General features: G+C 65.9%; 15 protein-coding genes and 1 tRNA gene. 9 read left to right on the top strand and 7 right to left on the bottom strand.

The window, feature by feature from the left end; translation table 11 throughout:
* Window positions 1–74: 74 nt before the first annotated feature.
* Together QO014_RS20350 and QO014_RS20345 are read left to right on the top strand one after the other, a co-directional pair.
* Entirely contained in the window at window positions 75–473 is a 399-nt protein-coding gene (locus tag QO014_RS20350) for a VOC family protein (RefSeq protein ID WP_266350588.1), read from the top strand.
* Window positions 474–902: 429 nt separating this feature from the next.
* Window positions 903–2,468 (top strand): 2-isopropylmalate synthase, encoded by a 1,566-nt coding sequence (locus tag QO014_RS20345; RefSeq protein ID WP_266350587.1) that lies wholly within the window; start codon window positions 903–905, stop codon window positions 2,466–2,468.
* A 356-nt stretch (window positions 2,469–2,824) separates the two neighbouring features.
* On the opposite strand, the gene QO014_RS20340 is transcribed toward QO014_RS20345, so the two are convergent.
* A complete protein-coding gene (locus tag QO014_RS20340; protein WP_266350586.1) occupies window positions 2,825–5,035 on the bottom strand; it encodes an esterase-like activity of phytase family protein in 2,211 nt (736 codons plus the stop codon).
* 211 nt (window positions 5,036–5,246) lie between these two features.
* On the opposite strand from QO014_RS20340, the gene QO014_RS20335 reads away from it, so the two are divergent.
* The 6 genes from QO014_RS20335 to QO014_RS20310 all read left to right on the top strand — a co-directional run bounded on the left by QO014_RS20335 (window position 5,247) and on the right by QO014_RS20310 (window position 13,566).
* Window positions 5,247–5,322, top strand: a tRNA-Lys gene (locus tag QO014_RS20335).
* A 237-nt stretch (window positions 5,323–5,559) separates the two neighbouring features.
* Window positions 5,560–8,970, top strand: a complete 3,411-nt coding sequence (locus QO014_RS20330; protein WP_266350585.1) for a trifunctional glycoside hydrolase family 18/polysaccharide deacetylase/glycosyltransferase family 2 protein — start codon at window positions 5,560–5,562, stop codon at window positions 8,968–8,970.
* A 34-nt stretch (window positions 8,971–9,004) separates the two neighbouring features.
* Window positions 9,005–9,748 (top strand): phosphatase PAP2 family protein, encoded by a 744-nt coding sequence (locus QO014_RS20325; RefSeq protein ID WP_266350584.1) that lies wholly within the window; start codon window positions 9,005–9,007, stop codon window positions 9,746–9,748.
* 123 nt (window positions 9,749–9,871) lie between these two features.
* Entirely contained in the window at window positions 9,872–10,831 is a 960-nt protein-coding gene (locus QO014_RS20320) for a substrate-binding domain-containing protein (RefSeq protein ID WP_266350583.1), read from the top strand.
* A gap of 120 nt (window positions 10,832–10,951) precedes the next feature.
* A complete protein-coding gene (locus QO014_RS20315; protein ID WP_266350582.1) occupies window positions 10,952–12,499 on the top strand; it encodes a sugar ABC transporter ATP-binding protein in 1,548 nt (515 codons plus the stop codon).
* A 44-nt stretch (window positions 12,500–12,543) separates the two neighbouring features.
* A complete protein-coding gene (locus tag QO014_RS20310) occupies window positions 12,544–13,566 on the top strand; it encodes an ABC transporter permease (RefSeq protein WP_266350581.1) in 1,023 nt (340 codons plus the stop codon).
* 34 nt (window positions 13,567–13,600) lie between these two features.
* Here the strand turns inward: QO014_RS20310 and QO014_RS20305 are convergent, their stop codons facing one another.
* Window positions 13,601–14,164: a sterol desaturase family protein gene (locus QO014_RS20305; protein ID WP_266350580.1), complete on the bottom strand. Its 564-nt coding sequence runs from the start codon at window positions 14,162–14,164 to the stop codon at window positions 13,601–13,603.
* A 227-nt stretch (window positions 14,165–14,391) separates the two neighbouring features.
* On the opposite strand from QO014_RS20305, the gene QO014_RS20300 reads away from it, so the two are divergent.
* Complete coding sequence (locus QO014_RS20300; protein WP_266350579.1) at window positions 14,392–15,267, top strand: S1 family peptidase; 876 nt, start codon at window positions 14,392–14,394, stop codon at window positions 15,265–15,267.
* A gap of 61 nt (window positions 15,268–15,328) precedes the next feature.
* Here the strand turns inward: QO014_RS20300 and QO014_RS20295 are convergent, their stop codons facing one another.
* The 5 genes from QO014_RS20295 to QO014_RS20275 form a co-directional block, all read right to left on the bottom strand.
* Window positions 15,329–15,472, bottom strand: coding sequence for a DUF1127 domain-containing protein (locus QO014_RS20295; RefSeq protein WP_266350578.1), 144 nt, complete (start codon window positions 15,470–15,472; stop codon window positions 15,329–15,331).
* Window positions 15,473–15,556: 84 nt separating this feature from the next.
* Window positions 15,557–16,636 carry a zinc-binding metallopeptidase family protein gene (locus QO014_RS20290; RefSeq protein WP_266350577.1) on the bottom strand — a complete coding sequence of 360 codons (1,080 nt, stop codon included), beginning with the start codon at window positions 16,634–16,636 and terminating at the stop codon, window positions 15,557–15,559.
* 149 nt (window positions 16,637–16,785) lie between these two features.
* Window positions 16,786–16,938, bottom strand: a complete 153-nt coding sequence (locus QO014_RS20285) for a DUF3309 family protein (RefSeq protein WP_266350576.1) — start codon at window positions 16,936–16,938, stop codon at window positions 16,786–16,788.
* A gap of 261 nt (window positions 16,939–17,199) precedes the next feature.
* Entirely contained in the window at window positions 17,200–18,444 is a 1,245-nt protein-coding gene (locus QO014_RS20280; RefSeq protein WP_266350575.1) for an MFS transporter, read from the bottom strand.
* Window positions 18,445–18,672: 228 nt separating this feature from the next.
* Window positions 18,673–25,329: an apolipoprotein A-IV repeat region-like domain-containing protein gene (locus QO014_RS20275; protein ID WP_266350574.1), complete on the bottom strand. Its 6,657-nt coding sequence runs from the start codon at window positions 25,327–25,329 to the stop codon at window positions 18,673–18,675.
* Window positions 25,330–25,893: the final 564 nt, after the last annotated feature.

Genomic DNA, 25,893 nt, shown 5'->3' with positions numbered 1-25,893 from the left:
TGCTGGCAGCAGCGCTGTGCGACAAGCGCTCCGGCATGCCGCAGCGCCTTGCGGCCGACCCGAAAGGAACTTCCATGAAACTCGCATCCATCCGCCTCATCGCGGCCGACATCCAGTCGATGGTGTCCTTCTACGAAATGGTGACGGGACTGACCGCCGAATGGCTCGCCCCGGTCTTCGCGGAAATCGTGACGCCGGGCGCGACGCTTGCGATCGGCACCGTCGAAACCGTGGCGCTCTGGCGGGCGGGCAGTGCCGAGCCCGGTGCCAATCGCACCGCCTATCTCGAATTTCAGGTCGAGGACATCGAGGCCGACTATGCGCGCCTCAAGGACAGGGTCCCCCTCGTCCATGCCCTGAAGACGATGCCGTGGGGCAACAGGACGTTCCAGTTCCGCGACCCCGAAGGCACGGCCGTTTCGCTCTATATGCCGGCGACGGACGAGGCGAGGCGGCGGTTCGGATCGCGCTAGACTCCAGCGGTTACTCTCGCGCGCTTTCGTGGTGATGATCGGGGCATCGGGATAGCGGGAACGATACGGTCCGGGCCATGGGCGGCGGCGCAATGCCATGTGTTGCCGGGGCTTGCATTTCCACGCGCGGGATTGCTAGAAGAGCGGAGCCGGATTGCCGGCGTTCGGATCATGGTCGTCATGATCCAGCGGAGCCATCATGAGCGCTTGGGTTTCCTCGATCATGCCTGCGGCGGGACATCAGTCCTGCGGGCGTGGTCGTGCGCCTGCGCTCGCCTCCCTCGACAGCCTCCTTCTTCTTAGCTGCCCCTGAGCGCCGGCTGGTCGCACGCGACCGGGCATTCAGGGGATGAGCCGACCAGCAAGACGGAAACATTGCTCCGCGGCCCGATGCTCGAGAGCCGGCTGCCCGAGAAGAAAGACCAGATCATGACAACGACCTCTTCCGCCGCTTCGTCCAAGGACAAGATCGTCATCTTCGACACGACCTTGCGCGATGGCGAGCAGTGCCCCGGCGCCTCGATGACCTATGAGGAGAAGCTGGAAGTCGCCGAATTGCTCGAGGACATGGGCGTCGACGTGATCGAGGCCGGCTTCCCGATCGCCAGCCAGGGCGATTTCGAGGCTGTGCAGGAGATCGCGCGCCGCGCCGGCGACGTCACCATTGCCGGTCTCGCCCGCGCCATTCCGGGCGACATCACCCGCGCCGCCGAGGCGGTCCGCGTCGCCAAGCGCCCGCGCATCCACACCTTTGTCTCGACCTCGCCGATCCATCTGGCCCACCAGATGAAGAAGACCGAGGAGCAGGTGCTCGACATTATCTCGGCCACTGTCGCGCAGGCGCGCAATCTGGTCGATGACGTCGAATGGTCGGCGATGGACGCGACCCGCACGCCGATCGACTATCTGATCCGCTGCGTCGACGCGGCGATCAAGGCCGGCGCCACGACCATCAACCTGCCCGATACGGTCGGCTATGCCGTGCCGGAGGAGTATGCGGCGATGTTCCGCCGCATCGTCGAGGCGGTGCCGAATTCCGACAAGGCGATCTTCTCGACCCATTGCCATGACGATCTGGGCCTCGCCGTCGCCAATTCGCTGGCCGGCGTCGCCGGTGGCGCGCGGCAGATCGAGTGCACGATCAACGGGCTCGGCGAGCGCGCCGGCAACGCCGCGCTGGAAGAAGTCGTGATGGCGATCCGCACGCGCGGCGATTTCTACCCCTACCGCACCGATGTCGAGACGCCGATGCTGACCCGCGCCTCGAAGCTGGTCTCGGCCGTCTCCGCCTTCCCGGTGCAGTACAACAAGGCGATCGTCGGCCGGAACGCCTTCAGCCATGAAAGCGGCATCCATCAGGACGGCATGCTGAAGAACGCCGAGACCTACGAGATCATGACGCCCGAGAGCGTCGGCGTGAAGGCGACCTCGCTGGTCATGGGCAAGCATTCGGGCCGCCATGCCTTCCGCGAGAAGCTGAAGGAATTGGGCTTCGAACTGGGCGACAACGCGCTGGAAGACGCCTTCAAGCGCTTCAAGGATCTGGCCGACCGCAAGAAGCACGTCTATGACGAGGATATCGAGGCGCTGGTCGGCGACGAGGTCGCGACCGCCAATGAGCGCATCCGCGTTCTGGCGCTGACGGTCATCGCCGGCACGGGCGGCCCGGCCAAGGCGATCATCAGCCTCGATGTCGACGGCACGCATGTGACCAAGGAAGTGACGGGCAACGGCCCGGTCGACGCGACCTTCAACGCGATCAAGGCGATCGTGCCGCACGAGGCGAAGATGTCGCTCTACCAGGTCCACGCCGTGACCGAGGGCACCGACGCGCAGGCCGAGGTCTCGGTCCGCCTCGAGGAAGACGGTAAGTCGGTCACCGGCCGCGGTGCCGATCCCGACACGATGGTCGCCTCCGCCAAGGCCTATATCTCGGCGGTGAACAAGATCATGATCAAGCGCCAGCGCCAGCACGCCCAGGCCGTCAGCGCTTAAGCGAGCTTTCGCGCTTTGGAATGAAAACGGCCGCGTCATCGACGCGGCCGTTTTCACATTGGGCGTTTGAATTGCGCGACCTGAATGGGGCGGTCCTCGTTCGCCCCCTTTCTTGTCCCTCCCCCCTTGTGGGGGAGGCTAGGAGGGGGGAGCGCCGGGGACGAGTTCGGATTCACCGGAGAGCCGGAGAGGCCAGGAGCCGCGTCCGGCGACACCGAGCCTGTACCCCCTCCCTAACCCTCCCCACAAGGGGGAGGGGATTCGGGCGGTGCGGGCTTCGAGACCGAGTCTCTCGAGCCGAGGTGCTCTTTCTTTCTTGAACTCGCCCCTATGGGGCGGGTTCGCGCGTGAGCGCCTCACATCGGCAAAGCGACCTTGCCCAGACGGATGAACTGCGTCTCGCCGGAATGGCCGTCGACGCCGTCATTGTCCGTGATCACGAAGGCATTGCCGGCCGCGTCGATCGCGAAGCTCTCCACCTTGTCCAGCACATAGCCATGCGGCGCGGCGAGCGCCGGCAGCAGGTCGGCCAGGTCCTTCTTCTCGACCTTGGGCAGTTCGCCGCCGAGCGGGGCGGGCTTCACGCCGTCGAGCGAGACGAAGGTCAGCTTCTTGATGGCCGCGTCGCGACCGACCTGGTTGTCGCGCTCGATCACGACGAGGCCGCCGGGAACCGCCGTGATCTCGGAAAGGCCGACCCAGCCCTTTTCCGCCTTGTCGAGCGGATAGAGCACGGCCGCCCATTCCTTCGAAGCGGGCTTATAGGCGAGGAGCTTGGTGAAGCCCTTCGGATCGTCCTTCCATTCGCGCTGCACGGCGAGCCAGACCGTCTCGTCGGCGCCCGAGCCGGTCACCGTGACACCCTCGAAGCCGAAGCGGGTCGCCTGCGCGGCGAGCGTCTCGGGGAGGGCGATCTCCTCGAGGATCGCGCCCTTGGCGTCGACGCGGACCAGCGTCGATTGCGTCTTGTTCTTCTCGCGCTCGGGATTGCCTTCCGAGGCGAGCCAGAAGCCGCCATCGCTTGCCAGCGCAATGCCCTCGAGATCGAGGTTTTCCGCCGGCTTGCCATCCTTGGTGACCGTCAGCGCGTCGGTGATGAGCGCGGGCGTCTGATTGGCGTCGATGGTCAGGATGCGGCCGATCGATTGCGCGCTGTCGATGACGGCGTAGAGCTTGCCGGCTTCCTTTGCGTCGCCGACAGTGCCCGAAAGCGCCGCCCAGCCGATCGGCTTGCCGTCCTTGTCGGCCGAGACGATCGTCGGATAGGCGGCCGGCGCGTCGGAGCGCTCATAGATCGTGACGACGGAGCCGATCAGCCCGTCCTCGCGCAGGTCGTTTTCAGACGCGGTGACGAAGAGGTTGCGCGCGGGAATGGCCAGCAGCCCTTCCGGCCCGATGCCGCCCGGCAGCGCCTGCAGGAAGGTCGGGGCCTTTCCGGCGCCCTCGTCCTTGTAGACGCCGATCAGCGAGGCGCGCTCGGAGCCGACGAAGATGAGCTTGTCCGCGCCGAAGGTCGCGACCTCGGCGCCTTCCGGCTCGTTGCCCTTCTTGTTGCGCTTTTCCGGATAGTGGCCGAGGCGAATGGTTTCGTATTCGAACGCCGTGCCGCTGTCATAGTCGACCGCACCATCCCTCGTGAAGATGGTGAAGCCGCGGCTGCCGCCCTTCCAGTCGCCCTCATTGGCGGTGAAGAAGCGGTTCGAATCGATCCACTGCACGCCGTCCGGCTCGCGGGCGACGCCCTCCATCTTGCCGGAGAGGTCGATGACGCCGTCCTTCTTGGTGTCGATGCCGGCGAGATCGACCGTGCCGGCGGAGAAGTGCTTCACCACCTTGCCGGTCGCCAGATCGGCGATGACGATCTCGTTATTTTCCTGCAGCGTCAGCACGACCTGGTTCTGGTCGTTGATGTCGACGAATTCCGGCTCCGGGTCTTCCGGCGCGATCGCGGCGAGGCCGGAGACGTCGATGACATTCTTGCTGGCGCAATCGACCGTGCCGTCGGCCGCGACGGCGAAGCTCGTCAGATTGCCGCCGGGAAGCTGCGGGATCGCGCCATCATTGATCTCCTCGTCGCGCTCGTTTTCGATCGCGATGGCGAGGAACTTGCCGTCCGGGCTCTTCGCCAGCGAATCGGGCTGGCCGGCGAGATCGCAGGTGGCCTTCACCGTCTTGGTGGCGAGGTCGACGATGGAGAGATGGCCCGAGGGCTCGGATTTCGACTTCGAGGTGACAACGCCGACCAGCGCATAGCCGCCGATCACGACGGTCGAGGTCGGCTCGCCGCCCAGCGCCACCGTTCCGGCCGCCTTTGGCGCCTTCGGATCGGTGATGTCGATCAGTCCGATTCGCTCGCCGGGGCTGTCCGTATAGACGAGCGTTTTGCCGTCGGGCGTGGCGGTGATGATTTCCGCGACCGTCTTCTTCGATGCATCGGCCCCGGCGGGCAGGTTATCGACCACGTGGAAAGTCGAGATGCGGTTGAAGTTCTCGGCTGCCTGAGAGGCAAGGGCGGTTCCGGCGAGAAGAGACGCGGCAAGCGCGCTGCGCAAGATCGGCTTGAACATGGGTTCCCTGGTCCTTGAGCGTGTTTGTCGTTCGCATTGCTGATGGCAGGGCGAATAGAACGGCGCCAGATGACGTGGGGATGACGGATGCGGCCTGAGGCGCCGCCTCGGATTCAGAGATATCCACAGGCTGCTGAAACGTGCTGGACATGCCCGGCGGCCTTTGCTACACACCCCCTCGTTCCGCACGGCCAACGCGCCGCTGCGCGGCGGGTGCATAGCTCAGTTGGTAGAGCAGCTGACTCTTAATCAGCTTGTCCTAGGTTCGATCCCTAGTGCACCCACCAAATTCCTCCCTTGAGAATTCTGTCGGTTTGATGCGGCTTCGGCCACCAAACTGACTTGGCTCGTGGCTATATCGCGCCCGCCATTCCATCCCCCAAACGTTGCGTGTTTGTCATCTTCTTGGCCGCAAATCCGCCTTGGATTGACTGTCATCCATGATGGCGATCCCGAGACTCGCCCGGTGGGCTGAGATCGGCGGATGCAGTCGCGACCTTGTCGCGGGGGCTTTGGGCGAGATCATGAGCGATACACCTGTTTTCTTCGACCCGACGGGTCGGCGCGCCACGCATTTGTCGTGGCTCGGCTGGGCCGGCGCCGTGGCGAGCACGCTGGCCGGCGCCGCGCTGGTCACCACGCTGGTGATCTTCCATCCCGGAGCGAACATCATCGCGCCGGCGCGATCCGGCCTTCATGCCTTGCCCGGCCAGCCGGCGAACGCGCTGCAGGCCTCCGCCGACAAGCTTGCCGACGACCTGCACAGCAAGGAACGCGCGCTGGCGCGAGCGCAGCACAAGGCGACCAATACAACGACCAGTGACGGCCGCGCGGCGCCCCTGACCGCGCCGGACGGGCGCGCGCTGTCGATCGGCTTCTATGTGAACTGGGACGACAACAGCTATCCCTCGCTGAAGCAGGCGCTGCCGCATCTCGACTGGGTCATTCCCGGCTGGCTCAACCTGCAGGGCCCGGACATGGCGATGACGACGTCGCTCGACGACAAGGCGCTGACGCTCATCAACACCGAAAAACCCGGCACGCCGATCCTGCCGATGATCCAGAACGCCGCCGATGGCAAATGGGACGGCGCCGGGCTCGCCCGCATGCTGGCCGATCCTGCGATGCGCGCCGCGCGGATCGACGGGCTCGTCGGCTTCATCGCCGCAAACAAGCTGCAGGGCCTCACGGTCGATTTCGAGACCGTGCCGCATGCCGCCCAGGCCGATCTGAAGACCTTCCTGCGCGAGCTCGCCGCCGCCTTCAAGCCGCATGGCTGGGCGATCGCGCTTGCCGTGCCGTTCGACGACGCCGACTGGGACTATGACGCCTATGCGTCGATCGTCGATTACCTGATCCTGATGGCCTATGACGAGCATTGGGAGGAGGGGGCGCCCGGCAGCATCGCCGGGCAGAGCTGGTTCGAGCAGACGCTCGACAAGCGCATGGCCACGCTCGATTCGAACCACACCATCGTGGCGATCGGCAATTACGGCTATGACTGGACCAAGGGCAAAATGGCCGAGGACCTGACCTTCCAGGAGGCGGTGCTCGCGGCGCAGGATTCCGAAGCGTCGATCGATTTCGACCCCGATACCGAAAACCCGCATTTCTCCTATGTCGAGGATGACGGCAAGACCCACAATGTCTGGTTCCTCGACGGCGTCACCGCCTTCAACCAGATCCACGCCGCCGACGACTACAAGCCGGCCGGCTATGCGCTCTGGCGTCTCGGCTCGGAAGACCCGTCGATCTGGTCGGTGATGGGCCGGCCCTACGGCGCGCCGGCGCCGGAAGGGCTCAAGACGATCTCCGTCGGCCAGGACATCGACATCGAGGGCAAGGGCGAAATCCTGCGCATCGCCAAGAGCCCGACCGAGGGCGCACGCTCGATCGAGATCGATCCCGACACGGGCGATATCGACGACCAGACCTATCTCTCGACGCCGACGCCCTATGTGATCCAGCGGCTCGGCGACATGCCCGGCAAGATCGCGCTCACCTTCGATGACGGGCCCGATCCGGTCTGGACGCCGCAGATCCTCGACATCCTGAAGGCCAACAACGTTCCCGCGACGTTCTTCATCATCGGCGGCAACGCGTCGAGCTCGCCCGATCTCGTGCGCCGCATGGTCGATGAGGGCCATGATGTCGGCAATCACACCTATACGCATCCCAACATGGCCCAGTTGCCGGCGAGCGTCGCGCGGCTCGAGATCAACGCGACGCAGCGCCTGTTCGAGGCCTTGACCGGCCGGTCGATGCGGCTGATCCGCCCGCCTTATTTCGGCGATGCTGAACCGACCACGCGCGATGAAATCGGCCCGGTCGAGTTGGCGCAATCCATGGGCTACACGGCCGTCGGCCTGCATGTCGACCCGGATGACTGGCAGAAGCCGCCGGCCGACACGATCGTCCAGCGCGTCGTCGACGGGGTCAACAGCAAGGACCCCGACATGCATGGCAATATCGTGCTGCTGCACGATGCCGGCGGCGACCGCGAGCAGACCGTGCTCGCCCTGCCGCGGATCATCGAGACGCTGCGCGCCGAGGGCTACCAGTTCGTGACCGTCTCCGAACTCGCCGGATTGACGCGCGACCAGGCCATGCCGCCCGTGCCGGCCGGCTCGATCGCCAAGATGGTCGATGGGCCGGTCTTCATGGCGCTCGCCTGGATCGGCAAGGCGCTGAACTTTATGTTCATGGCGGCGATCTGGCTCGGCGTCGCGCGGCTGGTGATGCTCTGCAGCCTCGCGCTGATCAACCGCCGGCGCGAGAAGCGCCGTATCGTGCCCGTGCTCCCGTCCGAGCCCGAGCTCGTCTCGGTGCTGATCCCGGCCCATAATGAGGAGCCGGTGATCCGCGCCTCGATCGGCCGCCTGCTCACCAATGATTATCGCAATATCGAGATCATCGTCATTGATGACGGCTCGACCGATGCGACGTCGGCCGTGGTGCGCGAGGCCTACAAGGACGAGCCCCGCGTGACGCTGCTCACCATTGCCAATGGCGGCAAGGCGGCGGCGCTCAATCACGGGCTGGCGCGCGCCAGGGGCGCCATCGTCGTGGCGCTCGATGCGGATACGCAGTTCCAGCCCGATACGATCCCGAAGCTGGTGCGCTGGTTCGCCGATCCGCAAATGGGCGCCGTGGCGGGCAATGCCAAGGTGGGCAACCGCATCAACACGGTCACCTATCTGCAGGCGCTCGAATATATCGTCGCGCAGAACCTGGAACGCCGCGCGCTCGCCGCGCTCGGCTGCATCACGGTGGTGCCCGGTGCCGTCGGTGCCTGGCGCCGCGCCGCGCTCGACCGGCTGGGCGGCTTCCCGACCGATACGCTCGCCGAGGACCAGGACCTCACGATCGGCGTGCAGGCGGCCGGCTACAAGGTGATGTTCGAGAGCGAGGCGATCGCCTGGACCGAGGCGCCGGATACGCTGCGCGGTCTCGCCAAGCAGCGCTTCCGCTGGGCCTATGGCACGCTGCAATGCCTCTGGAAGCATCGCCGCGTCACCTTCCGCCCGCGCTATGGCGTGCTCGGCATGGTCGCGCTGCCGCAGGTCTGGCTGTTCCAGATCGCGCTGTCGCTGTTCTCGCCGCTGGTCGATCTGATGTTCTTCTGGCAGATCGTGCGCACCTTCATCGACTATCTCCAGCACGGCGACCAGTTCGACCCGACCAATCTGATGCTGACGGGCATGTTCTTCGCGCTGTTCATGCTGGTCGATATCAGCGCCTGCGTGCTGGCCATGGCGCTGGAGCGCACGGAGCGCTGGCGGTTGTTGTGGTGGCTGGTGCTGCAGCGCTTTGGCTATCGGCAGCTGATGTATTATGTCGTCGTGAAATCGGTCATCAACGCCGTGCGTGGCCCGTTTGTCGGTTGGGGCAAGCTGGAGCGCAAGGCGACCGTCACGGTCGCGGCACAGCCATAGGGGCGCCGCGCTAGGTCAAGGGCGAGGCGCGACAATGCTCCGGCGGACGACACATTACTGGGACGGCGTGCGCACACGCCTTCCCGCGTTCATCCGCACGGAATTCTATCCGCTGGCGCTGCTTTGCCTCGCCTCGGGCGCGCTGTTCGCGTTCATCCAGATCGCCGGCGAGATCGCGGAAGGGGAGACCGGCCATTTCGACGCCGCGATCCTGCTCGCCTTCCGCGTTCCCGGCAATCTGACGCAGACCATCGGGCCCGCATGGCTCGAACTGGCCATGCTCGACATCACCAGCCTCGGCGGCACGACCGTGCTGACCATCGTGACGCTGGCGGTGCTGATCTATCTCGTCGTCGCCGGGCACCGCGGCGCGGCCGGGCTCGTGGCGATCGCGGTCGTCGGCGGCACGATCCTGAGTTCGCTGCTCAAGATCGGGTTCGAGCGGCCCCGGCCCGATATCGTGCCCCATCTCGTCAATGTGCAGACGCTGAGCTTTCCAAGTGGCCACGCCATGCTCTCGGCCGTGACCTATCTGACGCTGGGGGCGCTGCTGGCGCGCTCGGAACGGCGGCGCGTGCTCAAGGTCTATTTCATCGGCCTCGCCGTGTTCATGACCGTCCTGATCGGGATCAGCCGGGTGTTCCTCGGCGTACATTTCCCGACCGACGTGCTGGCCGGCTGGTGCGTCGGCGCGGCCTGGGCGATGATCTGCTGGGCGGTCGCCGTGCGGTTGCAGCGGGGCGGCACCGCGAAGGGCGGGCCCGCCAGCGCGGACTGACGGCCGCCTCGCCGCCGGTTCCAGGATTCACCCAAATCGATTGAATTCCAATTGAACGCGACGGCGTCCTGCGTCATGCTCCCTTTTAGCCCCGTTAAAGAGGGCATGAGGGAGAGAACGCCAATGTTGAATACTGCAAGGTCCATCCTTGCTGCCGGCGCCATTGCGCTTGCGGCTGCGACGTCGATGTCGGCCCCGGCCGTCGCGCAGGAAAAGGTCACCATCCTGGCCTCCGTTCCAGGCCTGACCTTCCCGTTCTTCGTTCACATGATGAACGCCTTCAAGGCCGAAGCGGCGAAGCAGGGCGTCGAAGTCATCGAGAGCGACGGCCAGGTATCGTCGCCGAAGCAGACCGCCGATATCGAAGCGGCGATCACGCGCGGCGTGCAGGGCATCGTCATCAGCCCGAACGAAGTCGACGCCATGGCGCCGGCGCTGGCGCAGGCGGTGGAGGCCGGCATTCCGGTCGTGACCGTCGATCGCCGCGTCTCGCAGGTTGAGGGCATTCTCGCCCATATCGGCGCCGACAACGTCAAGGGCGGCGAGGCTCAGGCCGAACTGATCATGAAGCTCTATCCCGATGGCGCGACCATCGTGAACCTGCAGGGCCAGTCGGGCGCCTCGCCGGCGATCGACCGCAACAAGGGCCTGCACAACGTGCTCGACAAGGCGGCCGACAAGTACAAGATCGTCTTCGAGCAGACCGCTGGCTTCGATCGCGCCAAGGGCCTGTCCGTGACCGAGGCGGCACTTGCCGGTCTCGCCGAGCCGCCCAAGGTCATCGTTGCGGCCAATGACGACATGGCGCTCGGCGCGATGGAGGCGGTGAAGGCCCGCAATCTGCAGGGCATCGCCATCATCGGCTTCGACGCCCTGCCGGAAGCGCTGGCCCAGGTTCGCGATGGCGGCCTGACGGCGACGATCGAGCAGTTCCCCGGCAAGCAGAGCGCGATGGGCGTCGATACGCTCGTGGCCTTCATCAAGGACAAGACCAAGCCTGCCGAGGCCGTGACCCTGCTGACGCCGGTCGCGATCACCAAGGACAATCTGAACATCGCCGAGCGTCTCGGCGAAGTGAAGTAAGCCGAAAGGCTGATGCGGCAATTCGGACGGCGAGAAGCGCGCTTCCCGCCGTCCGGCATGCTGTCTGTTCACGATCCGGATTTGTCAGCGGCGCAGCCCTGCGCCTGAAGAGTGATGTCCATGACTGCCGAACACGCCGTCCCGCCGCTGCTCGCCATGCGCGGCATCGCCAAGAGCTTTCCCGGTGTCCGGGCGCTCGACGGCGTCGACCTCGAGGTTGCCCCCGGCGAAATCCATGCCTTGCTGGGCGAGAACGGCGCGGGCAAGTCCACGCTTCTGAAGATCCTCGCGGGCGCGCAATCGCCCGATAGCGGCACGATCACCTTCGACGGCCGCGATGTGACGCTCGCCAATCCCCACGCCGCACAGGCGCTCGGCATCGTCACCATCTACCAGGAATTCACGCTCGCGCCCGACATGTCGATCGCGGAGAACGTGTTCATCGGCCGCGAGCCCGGCCGGGGACCGTTCGTCGACTGGTCGAAGATGGCGGCGGAGACGCATGCCCTGATCCGCCGCATCGGCCTCGAGCGCAGCCCGATGACGCTGGTGCGCGATCTCTCGGTCGCCGAGCAGCAAATGGTCGAGATCGCCCGCGCCCTTTCCATGCATTCGCGGCTGATCGTCATGGACGAGCCGACCTCGGCGCTCAGCCTTTCCGAAGTGGAAAAGCTCTACCGCATCGTGCGCCAGCTGCGCGCCGAGGGACTATCCATCATCTTCGTCACCCATCGCCTCGAGGAGGTGATGGATATCTGCGATCGCTACACCGTGCTGCGCGACGGCCGCAATGTCGGCGCCGGCCGCGTGGCCGAGATCACGATCGACGGCATCATCCGCCTGATGGTCGGCCGCGAGGTCAATGCGCTCTATGGCCATCGCGAGGCCGGCGAGCCGGGACCGGTGGCGCTCGCGGTGGAAGGGTTGACGCGGTTGCGCACCGCGCAGGACCCGCACGCGACCGAGCTGCGCGATGTATCCCTGCATGTCCGGCGCGGCGAGATCCTCGGCATTGCCGGCCTCGTCGGCGCCGGCCGCACGGAGACGGCCCGCGCGATCTTCGGCGCCGACGGCTTCGATTCGGGCCGCGTGATCGTCGACGGCGAGCCGGTCACGATCCGCACCCCGCGCGATGCGATCCGCCACGGCATCGGCCTCGTGCCGGAAGATCGCAAGCTGCAGGCGCTGTTCCTGACCCAGGCGATCCGCACCAACATGTCGGTTGCCGCGCTCGACCTGATCAACCGCTTCGGGCTCTTCGTCGATGAGCGCAAGGAGCGTGGCATGGTCGAGGAATATCGCAAGCTGCTCAACATCCGCATGGCGAGCGCCGACCAGGCGGTCGGCAATCTCTCCGGCGGCAACCAGCAGAAGGTCGTGCTCGCGCGCTGGCTGGCTCTCCGGCCGAAGGTCCTGATCGTCGACGAGCCGACGCGCGGCATCGATGTCGGCGCGAAGGTCGAGGTGCACAATCTGCTGTTCGAAATGGCGCGCTCCGGCATCGCCGTGATCGCGATTTCCTCCGAACTGCCGGAAGTGCTCTCCGTCGCCGACCGCATCGTCACCATGCGCGAGGGGCGCGTGACGGGCGAGATGCCGCGCGAGGGCGCGACGCAGGAAAAACTCATGGCGCTGATGACGCTCGGGTCCGCCGCCAAGGCGGCCTGAGGTCGAGGCGACCGATAATCAAGAAAATGGCGAAAGGGACTGACATGACGGACGTCAGACGCGAGACTTCCAGCGCCGAGGCGGGGGTGGATCTCTTCGGCTTTCTCGCGCGGTTCGCGCCGCTGATCTTTCTGATCGTGCTGATGGCCGTGTTCGCGGTGATGGAGCCGCGCTTCCTCTCCTCGATCAACCTGTTCAACGTCATGCGCCAGGTCTCGATCACCGGCCTGCTGGCGATCGGCATGACCTTCGTGATCCTGACTGCGGGCATCGACCTTTCGGTCGGCTCGCTGCTCGCCTTTGCCGGGCTGGTCGCGGCGGCGGTCGCCAAGGGCGGGCTGCAGGATCGCTTCACGGTCGGGGAGGGCGGCGTCGGCTATGGCTGGGAACTCGCCGCGCTCGCCGCCATCATGGTCGGCGTGCTTGGCGGCCTGCTGCAGGGCCTCGCCATCACGCGTCTGAAGGTGCCACCCTTCGTCGTCACGCTGGGCGGCATGTCGGTGTTTCGCGGTGCTGCGCTGCTCTTTGCCGCCGGCGGGCCGATCTCGGGCTTCCAGCCCGATTTCACCTGGTGGGGACAGGGCAAGATCGGGCCGGTTCCGGTCCCGGTCATCATCTTCCTGGGCGCCGCCGTGCTCGCCCATATCGCGCTGCGCTACATGCGCTATGGGCGGCAGGTCTATGCGGTGGGTGGCAATCCCGAGGCGGCGCGCCTCTCGGGCCTCAACGTCAACCGCGTCATCTGCAGCGTCTATGTGATCATGGGTTTCTTTGCCGGGCTCGGCGCCTTCGTGCTCTCCGCTCGGCTCAACTCCGCCGAAGCTGTCGCGGGCACGGGCTATGAGCTGACGGTCATCGCCTCGGTCGTGATCGGCGGAACGTCGCTCTTCGGCGGCGTCGGCTCGATCTTCGGCACGGTGATCGGCTCGTTCCTGATCGGCGTGCTGCTGAACGGGCTCGTCCTGATGAACGTCTCGTCCTACATCCAGCAGATCATCATCGGCGTGATCATCGTGCTGGCCGTCGCCTTCGACACCTTCGCGAAATCCCGCCGCAGACGGGCTTGAGGCGGTCAGGCTCGATGGGCTGGGGCCTTCCGCCTCAGCCCTTCGCGCGGGTCCTGCCGGGCGCTGCGAGCGCCGTTCCGAAGACGTGGTCCCAGAACAGGGACGTCACGCCGAAATTGCCCTCGTCATGGCGATGATGGTGCAGCGCGTGCTTGTGCTTCAGGCCGTAGAACGGGCTGCCGGGCACGATCCGCCAATGATGCAGGATGTGGTGCAGGAACGAATAATAGAGATAGCCAGCGGTCAGGCCGAAAATGGCGCCGCTGCCGAGATCGAGGCCGAGCAGCCACCAGGCCGCCAGGAACGAGGCGACCAGGACGAGGAAGCTCATCCAGATCGGCGTGCTGATGAGATCGCCGGGCGCCGCATGATGCGCGTCGTGCAAACCGCGGAAATAGGGCACCTTGTGCAGGATGAAGCGGTGGGCGAGATACTCCACCAGCGTCCACAGGCAGAGGCCGACCACCGCCGCCCCCAGCCAAGCCAAGGCGCTCGCCGGCTCGCGCGTTGCGATGGGAACCGCCGCAAGGCCGATCATGACGAGCGGATAAACCAGAAAGTCCGAATAGTAGCCGATCGTGACTTCTCGGAGCGTCATCACCCAATCCCCCGAATTTCACTGCCCCCTATATACCAGATGAGCCAGCAAAGCGGGGCTCCGCAAGTGGCCAGTTCATCACCTGCGACGATTATTCAGCGATCGCGCGTGCAGTGCAATGCGGGCGCTTCGATCCCGTGGTTGCCGCAGGGGCGGAGGCCGGGAAAAGCCCGTATCTCTGGCCTTTCAGCGGTGACGCGGCGCATGCGCCGTGCCATTGTCGGCCCATGCGCACATTCATCGCCATCTCCCTTTCGCTGCTGCCGCTCGCGGCTTTCGCCCTCGAACCCATGCCGCTCGCGGCGCCCATGCAGGGGCCCCCGCGAGACCTCCAGCGAATCAATGTCATCGACGGCGCCGATGACCGTGGGGCGCTGACATCGATCGGCCCGGGCCTCGGGCTGTCGCCGGCCGAAATCGATCGCATCAGGGCTGTCTCGGGCTATGTCGGCTGCCTGTCGCCGTCGCCGTCCGTCGCCTCGGGCGCGCTGTTCCTGAACAACCGGCAGATCCTTACGGCGGCTCACGTCTTCTTCGAGCCATCGGGCCAGCGGCGCTGGAAGTGTTTCTTCAAGAACCAGGCGGCCGACCCGGTGATGATCGACCTTCTGGTCGACGACGCCAATGCGCGCTTCGGATCGAAGCGGCCCAAGCCGGGGTCGAACAATGATTTCGCGGTGGTGCGGCTGGCCGAGCCGATCGCCGATGCGCGGCCCTTTCCGGTCAAGCCGGACGTGCCGGTCGCAGCTGGCGACGCGCTGATCGTCGTGACGGCCCATCCGGCCGACATGGAGCGCGAGGTCGATCGTGGCGTGCCGGTGGTGCAGCCCTGCAGCATCCGGCGCAAGCCGGTGTCGACGGAGAAGACGAGCTTCTATCGCTCGGATTGCGACGCATCGGGGGCGTCATCGGGGGGCATGAACTTGTCGCGGGTTGGCGGGGAACTGGTATTCCGGGGGATCAACATCACCACCGGCCCGTGGCGCGACCCGAAATTCGCGGGAGCGCCCTATAATGAAAAGGCAGGCAGCGTGACGACGGCACTCGGCACCGATGCGGCGATCCTCGCCGCCGGCCGCGCGCTGGCCGGTCCTGGCCTCTGAGCACCCGGGCGTGCCGCCTGCCATCGGCGGAAGCGGCACACCCGAGGCTGAATGTCATTCATCAGCGATGCTGGCGCGTTCCGTCCAGCAAGAAATCGATCTCGGAGCGGCTGATGCCGATATCGGCGAGCTGCCGATCATCGAGCTTCATCAGCGCGTTGCGGCTCTGGCGACGGCGCAGCCAGTTGGAGAAATTGGCGGACATGGGATGATCCTTGATCAGGTGGTGACCGGAATTGGTCGTTGCCGTTCTGATAAGGGATCGGCCCTGTTGCCGCAGTGATCGCGATCACGCCGCCCGCAGCGCCGCCATCGGCTCCTTCATCAATCGGTCGATGAAACCGAGCTTCTCGATCACGCCCGGCACCAGCGTAAATGGATAGAGGTCGGGCTGGCCCATGCTGCGATTGAGCGAGTTGACGGCATAGGTGAGCGGTCCCCAGGATTCGACGATCTGGGTGAAGTCCATCGCCCTGTAGGGATCGAAATCGATGGTCGTATCGGCGGTCGACTGAAGCCGGGCCCTCGGCCGGATACGCAGGCCGAAGGCATAGGCCGTTTCCAGCGTGTCGATCATGTGGAGGTAATGCGCGAAGGTCTCGGCGAAATCCTCCCAAGGGTGCGACGACGCATATTGCGTGACGAAGCGATCGCGCCAGTCCTGCGGAAAATTGCCGGCGTAGTAACGCTGCAGCGCGGCTTGGTAATCGTCCTGCTCGTCGCCGAAGACGGCGCGGAAGTCGTCGAAGCGGCTCGCGTCGCGCACGAGCCGGTCCCAGTAATAATGGCCAATCTCGTGGCGGAAATGGCCGAGCAGCGTGCGGTAGGGCTCGTGCATGTCGTTGCGGGCGCGCTCGCGCTCGACGGAATCGGCCTCGGCGATATTGATCGTGATCAGGCCGTCCTCGTGTCCCGTCATCACGCGCAGGTCGGCGAGATCGGCGAGGAACTGGAACGAGAGGCCGCCAGCCGGATCGTCCTGCTTGTTCGGCGTGGCGAGGCCGAGGCGGATCAGGCTGTAGAAGAGCCGGTGCTTGGCAAGCTCGATCTCGCGCCAGCGCCCCGCGAACACCTCGTTGGAGATATCCGGGATGGTCGTGTTGGTGCGGCAGCAGAGGCAGAGCATTTCGTTGGAATCGGCCGCGATCAGCCAATTGCAGGCGCCATGGGATGCATTGGCGCAACGCCGATAGCTGGGCTGCGCGCCGGATTGCGTGCCAAAGACCGAAAACACGCCGTCGCCCGCACTCTCGATCGTGAGAAGGCGGCCCATGGCGGGCTCATAGCCGAGCTCGCGACCACAATCGCCGCACAGCGTCTCTTCGAAGGAGAGGGTGTAGCTGCAGGCCTGGCATTCGAAAAGTCTCATTCAACACTCCATCGCGCGCGTCTGATCTTCGAGGCGACGTCAACGAACGCGCAAAGACAGGAATGGTTCAAAAATCGGGGCGCCGAGAAAACAACAGCGCGGCGAACCTGTTCGCCGCGCCACTTTTCTCGATATCCGTGCCGCCCTCGTCAGATCCGGCCCATCAGGAGCAGGATGATCAAGATGACGACGATCAGACCGACACCACCGCTGGGATAATAGCCCCAGCCACGGCTATAGGGCCAGCTCGGCAGGGCGCCGATGAGTAGAATGATCAGGATGATGAGAAGAATGGTGCTCATTTTGGTCCAGCCCGTTATTGATACAGTCATCAACGAGCGAAGAACAAAATCGTTTCATCGGTTCCAAAATTCTTGTTTGCGCGGCGCAGGAACCGTCGCTCGACCAGAACGTTGCCCTCCCACCTGAAGTGAACGGAGGGATGTCTCGATGAAGGGTATCGTGCTTTGGATCATGGGTGTGCCGATCACGGTCATCATCCTACTCTATGTCTTCCACATTCTGTGATCGCGAAGACATAGAGCGGTTGTGACCCGACCCGCTCAGGGGCGCCCGTCGAGATGGCGGGCGCGCCTCAGATCGGGGAAGAGCCGCGACCAGATCGCGGCAACGGCGACCGTGCCCGCGCCGCCGATCACGACGGCACCGACCGCGCCGATCATCGCGGCGGAAACGCCGGCACGGAACTCGCCCAGCTCATTGGAGGCGCCCAGGAACACCATGTTGACCGCGTTGACGCGGCCACGCACCGCATCCGGCGTCCAGACCTGGATCAGCGTTTCGCGGATATAGACGCTGAACATATCGGAGGCGCCCATCAGCACCAGCGCGGTGACGGAGAGCCAGACGCTGGTGGAGAGGCCGAAGATGATCGTGAACGTGCCGAACAGGGTGACGAACACGAAGAGCACCAGGCCGGCATGGTCCTTGACCGGGCGGAACGCCAGATAGGCGGCAACCGCGATGGCGCCGATCGCCGGGGCTGCGCGCAGCAGACCGAGGCCCCATGGGCCGACTTCCAGCACGTCGCGCGCATAGACCGGCATCAGGGCGGTTGCCCCGCCGAGCAGCACGGCGAAGAGATCGAGCGAGATCGCGCCGAGCACGATCTTCTCCTTCCAGACATAGCGGAAGCCGGCGATCGCCGCTTCCCAGCTCGCCTTTTCCGCCAGCGTCTTCTGGATCGGCTTGGCGATCAGGCTGACCATCACGACGCCGACGAGCAGCAGGGTGAGGGCGAGCGCATAAGGAGCCGCCGGCGCGACGCCATAGAGCAGACCGCCCAGGACAGGCCCGCAGATCGTTGCGATCTGCCAGGTGCTGGAGTTCCAGGCAATGGCGTTGCCGAGATCCTCGGCCGGGACGAGATTGGGGACGAGCGAACTGGCAGCCGGTCCGATGAAGGCGCGCACGACGCCGAAGGCGAGCAGGATCCCGAACACGATGATGACGTTCGTGCTGCCCGTCTGGGTGAACAGGAACAATCCGAGCGCGCAGAGCGCTTCGCCGACCATGCAGAGCGCCATGATCATGCGCCGGTTGTAGCGGTCGGCGACCGCGCCTGTGATCAGAACCAGGACCAGCGCCGGCAGAAACTGCACCAGGCCGATAATGCCGAGATCGAGCGGGTTCTGCGTCAGGTCATAGACCTGCCAGCCGACGGCGACGCTGACGATATTGACGGCGAAATTGGCGCAGAGGCGGGCAAACAGATAGAGCACGAAGCCGCGATGGCGAAAGGCACCATGGCGCGTCGTTCCGCTCGGCGGGATCGCGGGATTGGTCATGAAAGCTGAGGGGACGCCTCGGAAAGCCGGAAGCGGAGCGTCCCGGTCATGTTCATCTGTCTCTATCGCGCGCGCCGGAGATGGGCAACTCTCTCGGGCTCGCCATGGCGATCGATTGCCGCGGCGTGACTTTCGCGCCGCAGGCGGTCGCGACCGCGAACTGGCCCTACCACAAAAGAAAAGGGCGCAGCCGAAGCCGCGCCCTTGTCGTGAACGCTCTATCTTCGATCAGTCGAAGCGGCCGCTCGCATGGGCGAGCATGGTGTAGACCTTGCCGGTATCGGAGACGAGATAGGTGTTGCTCGTGGTCGGATCCTGCCGCGAAACCTCCTTCAGCAGGCGCTCGAAGTCGGAGACGTAGCGGTCGACCGCCGAGCGGAACTCCTGCTCGTGCTGATATTTGCGACGAATCTCGTCGAAGGTCTGCTGGCCCTGCAGGGTGTAGAGACGGCGGGTGAAGACGTTCTTCTCGCCGCGGCGATGACGCTCCCAGAGCTCGACAGCAGCCCGGGGATCGATCGCACGGGCGATTTCCGTCGAGAGATTGCCGAGCGACTCCGGCGAACCATTGGCGCGCGCCGGGGCATTGGCGTTGGCTGCGGCCTCCGCCTGCGGCTGGTCTTCGTCACGCGAAGCGCGACGCAGCAGGTTGGACACCCAGCCGCGCTGCTCCGTCTCGGCCGTTTCCTGCTTCGGCTGGGCCGATTGGGCGGGCGCGGCGGGGCGGGGCGCCTCGCGTGGTGCCGTCTGGGCCGGGGCGGCCGCCTGCTGGCGAGGCTGCTCGGCTGCTGCGGCGGCCGGGCGCTGCGTCTCGGGCCGCTGGAACGGCGTTGGCTGAGCCGGGGCGCGATTGGGCTCGGCGGACGCCACGACGGCGGCGACGGGCGGAGCAGGCGCCGGCTGAACCAGGGCAGGCGCTACGTGCGCCGGCTGGACGACACGCGACGTCTCGGCGAAGCGCGGACGCGCCTGCGACGGCGAGCTCGGCACCGAGACATCGAGCGACTTGCCGTGCTTGCCGATGATCTCGGAAAGCTCGGAGAGCGCCTTCAACTGGTCCGTCACGACGCGGCGCATGGCATCGGCGCTTTCGCGCGTCTCGCTCGGCAGTTCGAGCACGCCACGCTTCAGCTCAGTGCGGGTCGCCTCCAGATCGTGCTGCATGTCGCGCGCTGCGGCGCGCATGCCCTCGGTCGCGGAGGAGAACTGATGCGTCGCCTGGGCGACGACCGCTGCCATTTCCTCGACCAGGGCGCGATTGGCCTCGCGGACGGAATCGACCGCCTTGCTGCTGGCCGACTGCGCCGTGACCTGCAGGCCTTCGAGGTTCTCGACGATCGTCTTGGCCGATTCTTCGCTCGACTTGGCCAGCATGCGGCTGACTTCCGCGGCACGCTCTTCCGCCTCGCGCAGCGAGGAGCCGATCGTGTCGGTGAAGGAGCGCATGCGCATGTCGAGATCGCTCGACCGGGCTGCGAGGCTGTCGGCCAGGGCTTCCAGCGCCACGCGGCGCTGTTCGACCGAACCTTCGATCTCGCTGTTGGCGGCCGTGATCGAACGGGCGGCCTCCTGCAGCGAGCGGCTCTGATCCTCGAACCGGCCGGCGATCGTGCCGATATTCTCCAGCACGTCCTTCGAGACGTCGCGCAGCATGCCGACCTGCGAAGCGAGCAGGGACGACGAGTTCTGCGTTCCGCTGATCGCATGCTCGATCGAGTTCGCAAACTCGACGGTCCGCGAGGCGAGGCCGGTCTCGATCTGGTTCAGATTGTCAGTGGTGCGGGCAAGCAGCGAGCTCAGCATGTCGTTCGACTGCGACAGCCGCTCGACGATGCCCGCGACATCGACCTGGATGCGGTCATTGGTGGCGTTGAAGTTGCGCGAGACCGTCTCGCCGCTGTCGAGCAGGGTGCGGGCCGCCTCGTCGGTGCGTCCGAGCACCATGGAGACGACTTCCGAGCCCTTGGAGGACAGGAGGTCGATCACGGCGTCGCCGACGGTGGCGACACGGCGGGTCAGGGCGTCGCCATGCTCGCCGATCGAGCTGACGAGGCGGCTGCCTTCGCCATCGAGCAACTGTGCCAGCTCGGCGCTGCGCGTGCTCAGAACCTCGTTCATGGCGCGCGTCCGCTCTTCGAGCGCATTGGCGACGTTGATGGCGCGGCTGCCGAGGCTCTGCTCGATCTCGCTCGATGCACGGGCGAGATGCATCGCGGCGTCGCCCGAGACACGCGCAATCTGCTCGCCGACATCGTTGGAGAGGCGGTTGAGCTGATCGTTGGCTTCCGCCGTGACGCGCGAGAGGTGGCCGCCGGCATCGGCGCTGGCGCGCGTGACGTGGTCGCCGGCCTCGGTCGAGCTGCGGATCAGGAGTTGGCTCGCCTCGTGCGAATTGCGAACGAGAGCCTCGCTGGCCTCGCTCGAGCTGCGCACCAGTGTCTCGCTAGCCTGGGTGGAGCTGCGAACAAGCGTCTCGCTGGCGTGGGTGGAGCTGCGCAAGAGCGTCTCGCTAGCCTCGCTCGAGCTGCGAACCAGCGTCTCGCTCGCCTGGGTGGAGCTGAGAACGAGTGTCTCGCTCGCTTCGGTCGAGCTGCGCACCAGATTCTCGCGGGCCTCGTCCGAAGCGCGGACCAGATGTTCGCGGGCTTCGTTCGTGGCGCGCATCAGGTTCTCGCTCGCCTCGGAGGAGGCGCGCGAAAGATGGCTCGTCGCCTCGGAGGTCGAAGCGGCGAGAAGATCGATGGTCGAGGTCGCGACCTGCGACAGCGACTGCGCCGCGCCGGCGCTCGACTGGACGACGCTTTCCGAAGCCTCGATGGCCAAACGGCGGACGCTGTCGGCCGTCGTCTCGGAGGTGGAAACCAGCCGTTCCGTCGCCTCGGAGAGCGAGGTGACGATCTGCTCCGCCGCACGAACCGATTCACGGCCGAGCGTGGAGGTGATGTCGCCGAGCCGGGTCGACAGGATCTGGTCCATCTGCGATGCGCGGGCGTCGAAGCTGGTGGCAGCCTCCAGCGCGCGGGCGCCGAGCGTGTCGTTGATGCTCTGCGTGCGCTCCGACAGCATGTCGGAGAGCGCCTGCGTGCGGTCCGACAGGCGATCGGTGATGTCGGACAGGCGGCCGTCGATGATGCCGTTGATCTCGGTCTGGCCGGTCGTGAAGGCCTCCGCGATCTGGCGGGTGCGCTCGATCAGCGTCTGGTTGATCTGGCGCGAGCGGGCATCGAGGGCTTCGTCGATGCGGCGCGTATTGCTGTCGAGCGTCTCAGCCGCCGTGTCGAGCTTGGCTTCCATGGCGTCGCTGAAGCGCGCGAGGCGGTCGGAGAGCGAGGTGTCCATGACATTGGCGCGCTCGGAGAAGCGCGTGATGAGCTCGGGGCCGCGCACTTCGATGATGTCGCGCAGCGCCGCGAAGCGCTCGTCGAGGCCGGTGGCGATGGCCTGGCCGCGATCGCCGATCAACTCGCCGAACTGGGTCGAGGTCTCGACGATCCGGTCATGGACGTTGAGCGCGCGGTTCTCGATCTCGTTGGCGATATCCGCGCCGGAGGCGGTGATCCGCTCATGGGCCGCATTGGCCTGCGTCGCGATCTCTTCGACGAGGCTCGAGCCGGAAGAGAGGATGAGGCCGTGCAGCGTGGTCGCGCGGCTTTCGATTTCCTGTGCGATCGTGGTGCCGGCCAGCGCCATCTGTTCGTGCGAGGCATTCGCCTGCGTCGCGATCTCCTCGGCGATCTGGGCGCCGGAGGTCAGGATGCGCTGATGGACGGCCTGCGCACGCGTCTCGATCTCGCTGGCGAGGTTCGAGCCGGAGGCGAGGATCTGGCCATGCGCCGCGGCGGCACGGTTGGTGATCTCGTCGACGATCTCGGAGCCGGAGGAAACGAGGCGCTGATGGGCGACATTGGCGCGGCTGGAAATCTCGTTGGCGAGATTGGCGCCCGAATTCGAGATCTGCTCATGCGTCAGGCTCGCCTGCGCGGCGAGTTCGCCGATCAGTTCCGAGCCCGAAGCGACGATCTTCTGATGCACGCTGGTGGCGCGGTTCTCGATCTCGCCGGCGACTTCATAGCCAGCCGAGACGATCTGCTCGTGAACAGCCGTGGCGCGCGTCGACAATTCGCCGATGAGCTGGTTGCCCGAAGCGAGAATGCTCTGGTGGACGGCGCCGGCGCGCTTCTCGATCTCCTCGGCGGAGCTGTAGCCGGCCGAGACGAGCTGGCGATGGACGAGTTCCGCCTGGCTGGTCAGTTCGCCGACCAGCTCCGAACCCGAGGCGACGATGCGCTGATGGACGGCATTGGCGCGGTTCTCGATCTCTTCGGCCGAGCTGTAGCCGGCCGAGACGAGCTGGCGGTGGGCAAGCTCCGCCTGGCTGGTCAGTTCGCCGACCAGTTCCGAACCCGAGGCGACGATGCGCTCGTGGACGGTGTTGGCGCGGGTCTCGATCTCGTTGGCCAGGTTCGAGCCGGAGGCGACGATGTGCTCGTGCGCGGCGCTCGCCTGGCTGGCGATCTCGCTGACGAGGCTCGATCCCGAGGACAAGATCCGGTCATAGACGGCACCCGCCCGGTTCTCCATTTCGTTGACCAGATTGGTGCCCGACACGACGATGCGCTCGTGCACGGCGTCGGCGCGCGTCTCGATCTCGCTCGCCAGTTCGCTGCCGGAGCTGATGATGCGCTGGAAGGCGGCATCGGCCCGGTTCTCGATCTCGCTCGCGAGATCGCTGCCCGAGGTGACGATCCGCGTATGGGCCGCGTCGGCGCGGTTCAGGATCTCGTCGGAGAGACGGGTGCCCGATTCGATGATCCGGCCGTGCAGGTCGGTCGTGCGATTCTCGATCGTGCCGATGATCTCGTTGCCGGACGACAGGATGCGCTGGTGGATCGCGGAGCCACGCGTCTCGATCGCGTCGGAAAGCTGCTGGCTGGTCTCGATGATCAGGTCGTAGACCGCATTGCCGCGGTTCTCCATCGTCTCCGTCGCCTGGCGGCTCGAATCGAGGAAGCGGTCGTGCAGCATGTTGGCGCGCGAGGCCATCGTCTCGGCGATCTCGTTGCCGGAGGCGATGATCGTCTCGTTGACCTTGAGACCACGGACAGCGATCGCCTTGGCGACTTCGCCGCCGACATTGGCGAGGCGCTCGGTCAGCTCCTGCGAGCGGGCGTCGAAGGTCTCGTTCACCGCGTAGGAGGCGTTGTCGATCGTGTCGCGCAGCGCAGCGGTGCGGGCCTCGATCAGGTTCGCCATGATGTCGCCGGCGGCGGTGAGGCGGTCGGCCAGCCCGCTGCCGTCGATCGAAATCGCGTCCTGAATGCGGTCGCCGGTGATCGACAGCCGCTCCGCCAGATCGTCGCCGCGCGCCGAAATCGTGTCGGCGATGCGCGTGCCGGTCTCGTCGAGCTTGTCGTTGATCTCCTGCCCACGCAGAGCGAGATCGACAATCAGGCTGTCCGCATTGGATTTCAGTGCCGAATTCACTTCGCGGGTGTGGTGCGAAATCGTCTCGGCGACCTGGTTTCCGGTCATCGAGATCGAATGGGTAATCTCCACCGTGCGGCGGTCGAGGCCTTCGGCGAGTTCCTCGGTGACGCGGGCGAGCGTCTCGTTCACTTCGCGTCCACGCTCGGCCACCATGTCGGCCATGGCGCGGCCGGTCGTCTCCAGCGTCTCGTTGATGTCGGCGCTGCGCGACAGCAGCACGTCGGTGACTTCGCCGCCGGTGCGCGACAGCGATTCCGTGACCTCGGAAACAGCCGATGTCAGGCGCCCGACGAGATCCTCGCCGCGGCCCGACAGCTTCTCGATCATCGAATCGCCGGCGGTCGACAGCGCAACCGTGATCTGCTCGCCGCGATCGGCGAGGGCGACCGTGATGCGGCTGCCGGAATCGATGACGTTCTCGGCGATCTGCTCGCTCGCCTCGCGCAGGTCCTTGGAGAGCGATTCCTGGGCCGAGACGATCGAGGTGCGGACGCGCTCGGAATTGATCACGATCGCTTCGCGCTGGTTGGCGAGATCGTCGATCAGGCCGCGCATGCGCACTTCATTGTCGGAATAGGACCGCTCGAGCGCGGCAACCTCGTTATGGACCAGCAATTCCAGTTCGCTGGCGCGGGCGAGGGCGCGTTCGATGCCGTCGCCCATGGCGGCGACTTCGCGGCGAATGGCCTGGCTGACGGTGACGACCGCTTCGGTCGCGGCCGCTTCCGGTTCAGCGAGACGGGCTGCGACCTCGGAGATCGAGCGCGCGGCAATCCGCATTTCCTGGGCGCGCGCCACCATGATGGCGATGCCCCAGAGGATGCCGACCGGCAGCACGAGCGCGAGGGCGATATTGGTGAACTGTGCGCTGCCGACGGCGCTGTCGCCCACGAGCGGGTTGATGCCGGCGGAGGAAAGGTAGGCGGCAATCGCGCCGATCCAGATGACCGAGAGCAGGGCGGCGAGCGGGTAGATCATCCGCGAGGGGCGGCGGGCCGGAAGCGCCGCGCCAGCCACGCGACGGTCGTCATTGGCAGGAGCGCGGCCACGACGATCGACGCGCGCCTTCGGCTGCGGCTCGTCGGCGTTGCGCGGATTTTCGGTCGGACGGGGGCTTTCGGCGCGCGGCGGCGCCTGGCGCGGCGCGGCGGCCGCAACCGGGGCAGCCTCATTGCGGCGCGGACCATCGGTACGGCGCGGGATCTGCTGCTGCGGTTGGCCCTGACGGGAGGGTTCGGTCAGGCGCGGCGGCTCCAGGCGCCGGTCACGCGGTCCGCTCGGCTGAGGCGCGCGGTCCGCGGTCTGGTCGCTGGAAGAATTGAAATCGATCCGGAGAGCCTGCTCCACGGCGGAGATTGCTGCGTCCGCCGGGTCCTTGGACTTCGGAGTATTTACCATTCTTTAAGCCTCGCGTCCGTACTCGATACTTCACCGGCCGCCTCGACGAGCAAGAAGCCCGTCGAAAGCACGAGGATGCTTCGGGAACACAGCGCACGCCTGCAAGCTGCGCGCTTAAATTGCTACGCCCCGTCATCAGCCCGCTATTCGACACGCTACAGTGCGTTTCGAACTGGCCGTCACACCCTTGCCCACAGCCTCACCTTTTGGCACATTCGCGGGGAAGGCACAAGAAAGTCCGGCCTTTCAACCGATCTTGTCAACAAGGCGGCCGGTGCCCGAAACTTGGCTTCGAAGATGATTCTGGCACCACCGAGACGGCCCATGGACGCGACGTCAGCGGCGTCCGGCGGGGTGCCTGTCGCCGCTTCGTGGCCCCTCGGTGAACGTGGCCCGTCCGAGGCTGGCCAAAGGCTGCAACCCATCGTTGGAATCGGGCTCGCGACCGATCGGAATACCGTCGAACTCAACGTTTCCGGAGCCTGCCCTCGGGGCTCGTCCGGTTGTGTCCGGGCGCTCGACCGGTGTGTTCGCCGGCTGATTCCGGGGCGGTTGGCGTTGTTG

Origin of the sequence: Kaistia dalseonensis (genome assembly GCF_030814715.1) — a bacterium.
GTDB lineage: Bacteria > Pseudomonadota > Alphaproteobacteria > Rhizobiales > Kaistiaceae > Kaistia > Kaistia dalseonensis.
The sequence above is the reverse complement of the archived record's forward strand: the minus strand, read 5'-3'. Positions and strand labels throughout refer to the sequence as shown.

Coding starts and splice junctions, on each gene's coding strand:
- QO014_RS20350 (WP_266350588.1), top strand. CDS start 75: ATGAAACTCGCATCCATCCGCCTCATCGCGGCCGACATCCAGTCGATG.
- QO014_RS20315 (WP_266350582.1), top strand. CDS start 10,952: ATGACTGCCGAACACGCCGTCCCGCCGCTGCTCGCCATGCGCGGCATC.
- QO014_RS20295 (WP_266350578.1), bottom strand. CDS start 15,472: ATGTCCGCCAATTTCTCCAACTGGCTGCGCCGTCGCCAGAGCCGCAAC.
- QO014_RS20290 (WP_266350577.1), bottom strand. CDS start 16,636: ATGAGACTTTTCGAATGCCAGGCCTGCAGCTACACCCTCTCCTTCGAA.
- QO014_RS20330 (WP_266350585.1), top strand. CDS start 5,560: ATGAGCGATACACCTGTTTTCTTCGACCCGACGGGTCGGCGCGCCACG.
- QO014_RS20305 (WP_266350580.1), bottom strand. CDS start 14,164: ATGACGCTCCGAGAAGTCACGATCGGCTACTATTCGGACTTTCTGGTT.
- QO014_RS20310 (WP_266350581.1), top strand. CDS start 12,544: ATGACGGACGTCAGACGCGAGACTTCCAGCGCCGAGGCGGGGGTGGAT.
- QO014_RS20325 (WP_266350584.1), top strand. CDS start 9,005: ATGCTCCGGCGGACGACACATTACTGGGACGGCGTGCGCACACGCCTT.
- QO014_RS20320 (WP_266350583.1), top strand. CDS start 9,872: ATGTTGAATACTGCAAGGTCCATCCTTGCTGCCGGCGCCATTGCGCTT.
- QO014_RS20345 (WP_266350587.1), top strand. CDS start 903: ATGACAACGACCTCTTCCGCCGCTTCGTCCAAGGACAAGATCGTCATC.
- QO014_RS20285 (WP_266350576.1), bottom strand. CDS start 16,938: ATGAGCACCATTCTTCTCATCATCCTGATCATTCTACTCATCGGCGCC.
- QO014_RS20300 (WP_266350579.1), top strand. CDS start 14,392: ATGCGCACATTCATCGCCATCTCCCTTTCGCTGCTGCCGCTCGCGGCT.
- QO014_RS20275 (WP_266350574.1), bottom strand. CDS start 25,329: ATGGTAAATACTCCGAAGTCCAAGGACCCGGCGGACGCAGCAATCTCC.
- QO014_RS20280 (WP_266350575.1), bottom strand. CDS start 18,444: ATGACCAATCCCGCGATCCCGCCGAGCGGAACGACGCGCCATGGTGCC.
- QO014_RS20340 (WP_266350586.1), bottom strand. CDS start 5,035: ATGTTCAAGCCGATCTTGCGCAGCGCGCTTGCCGCGTCTCTTCTCGCC.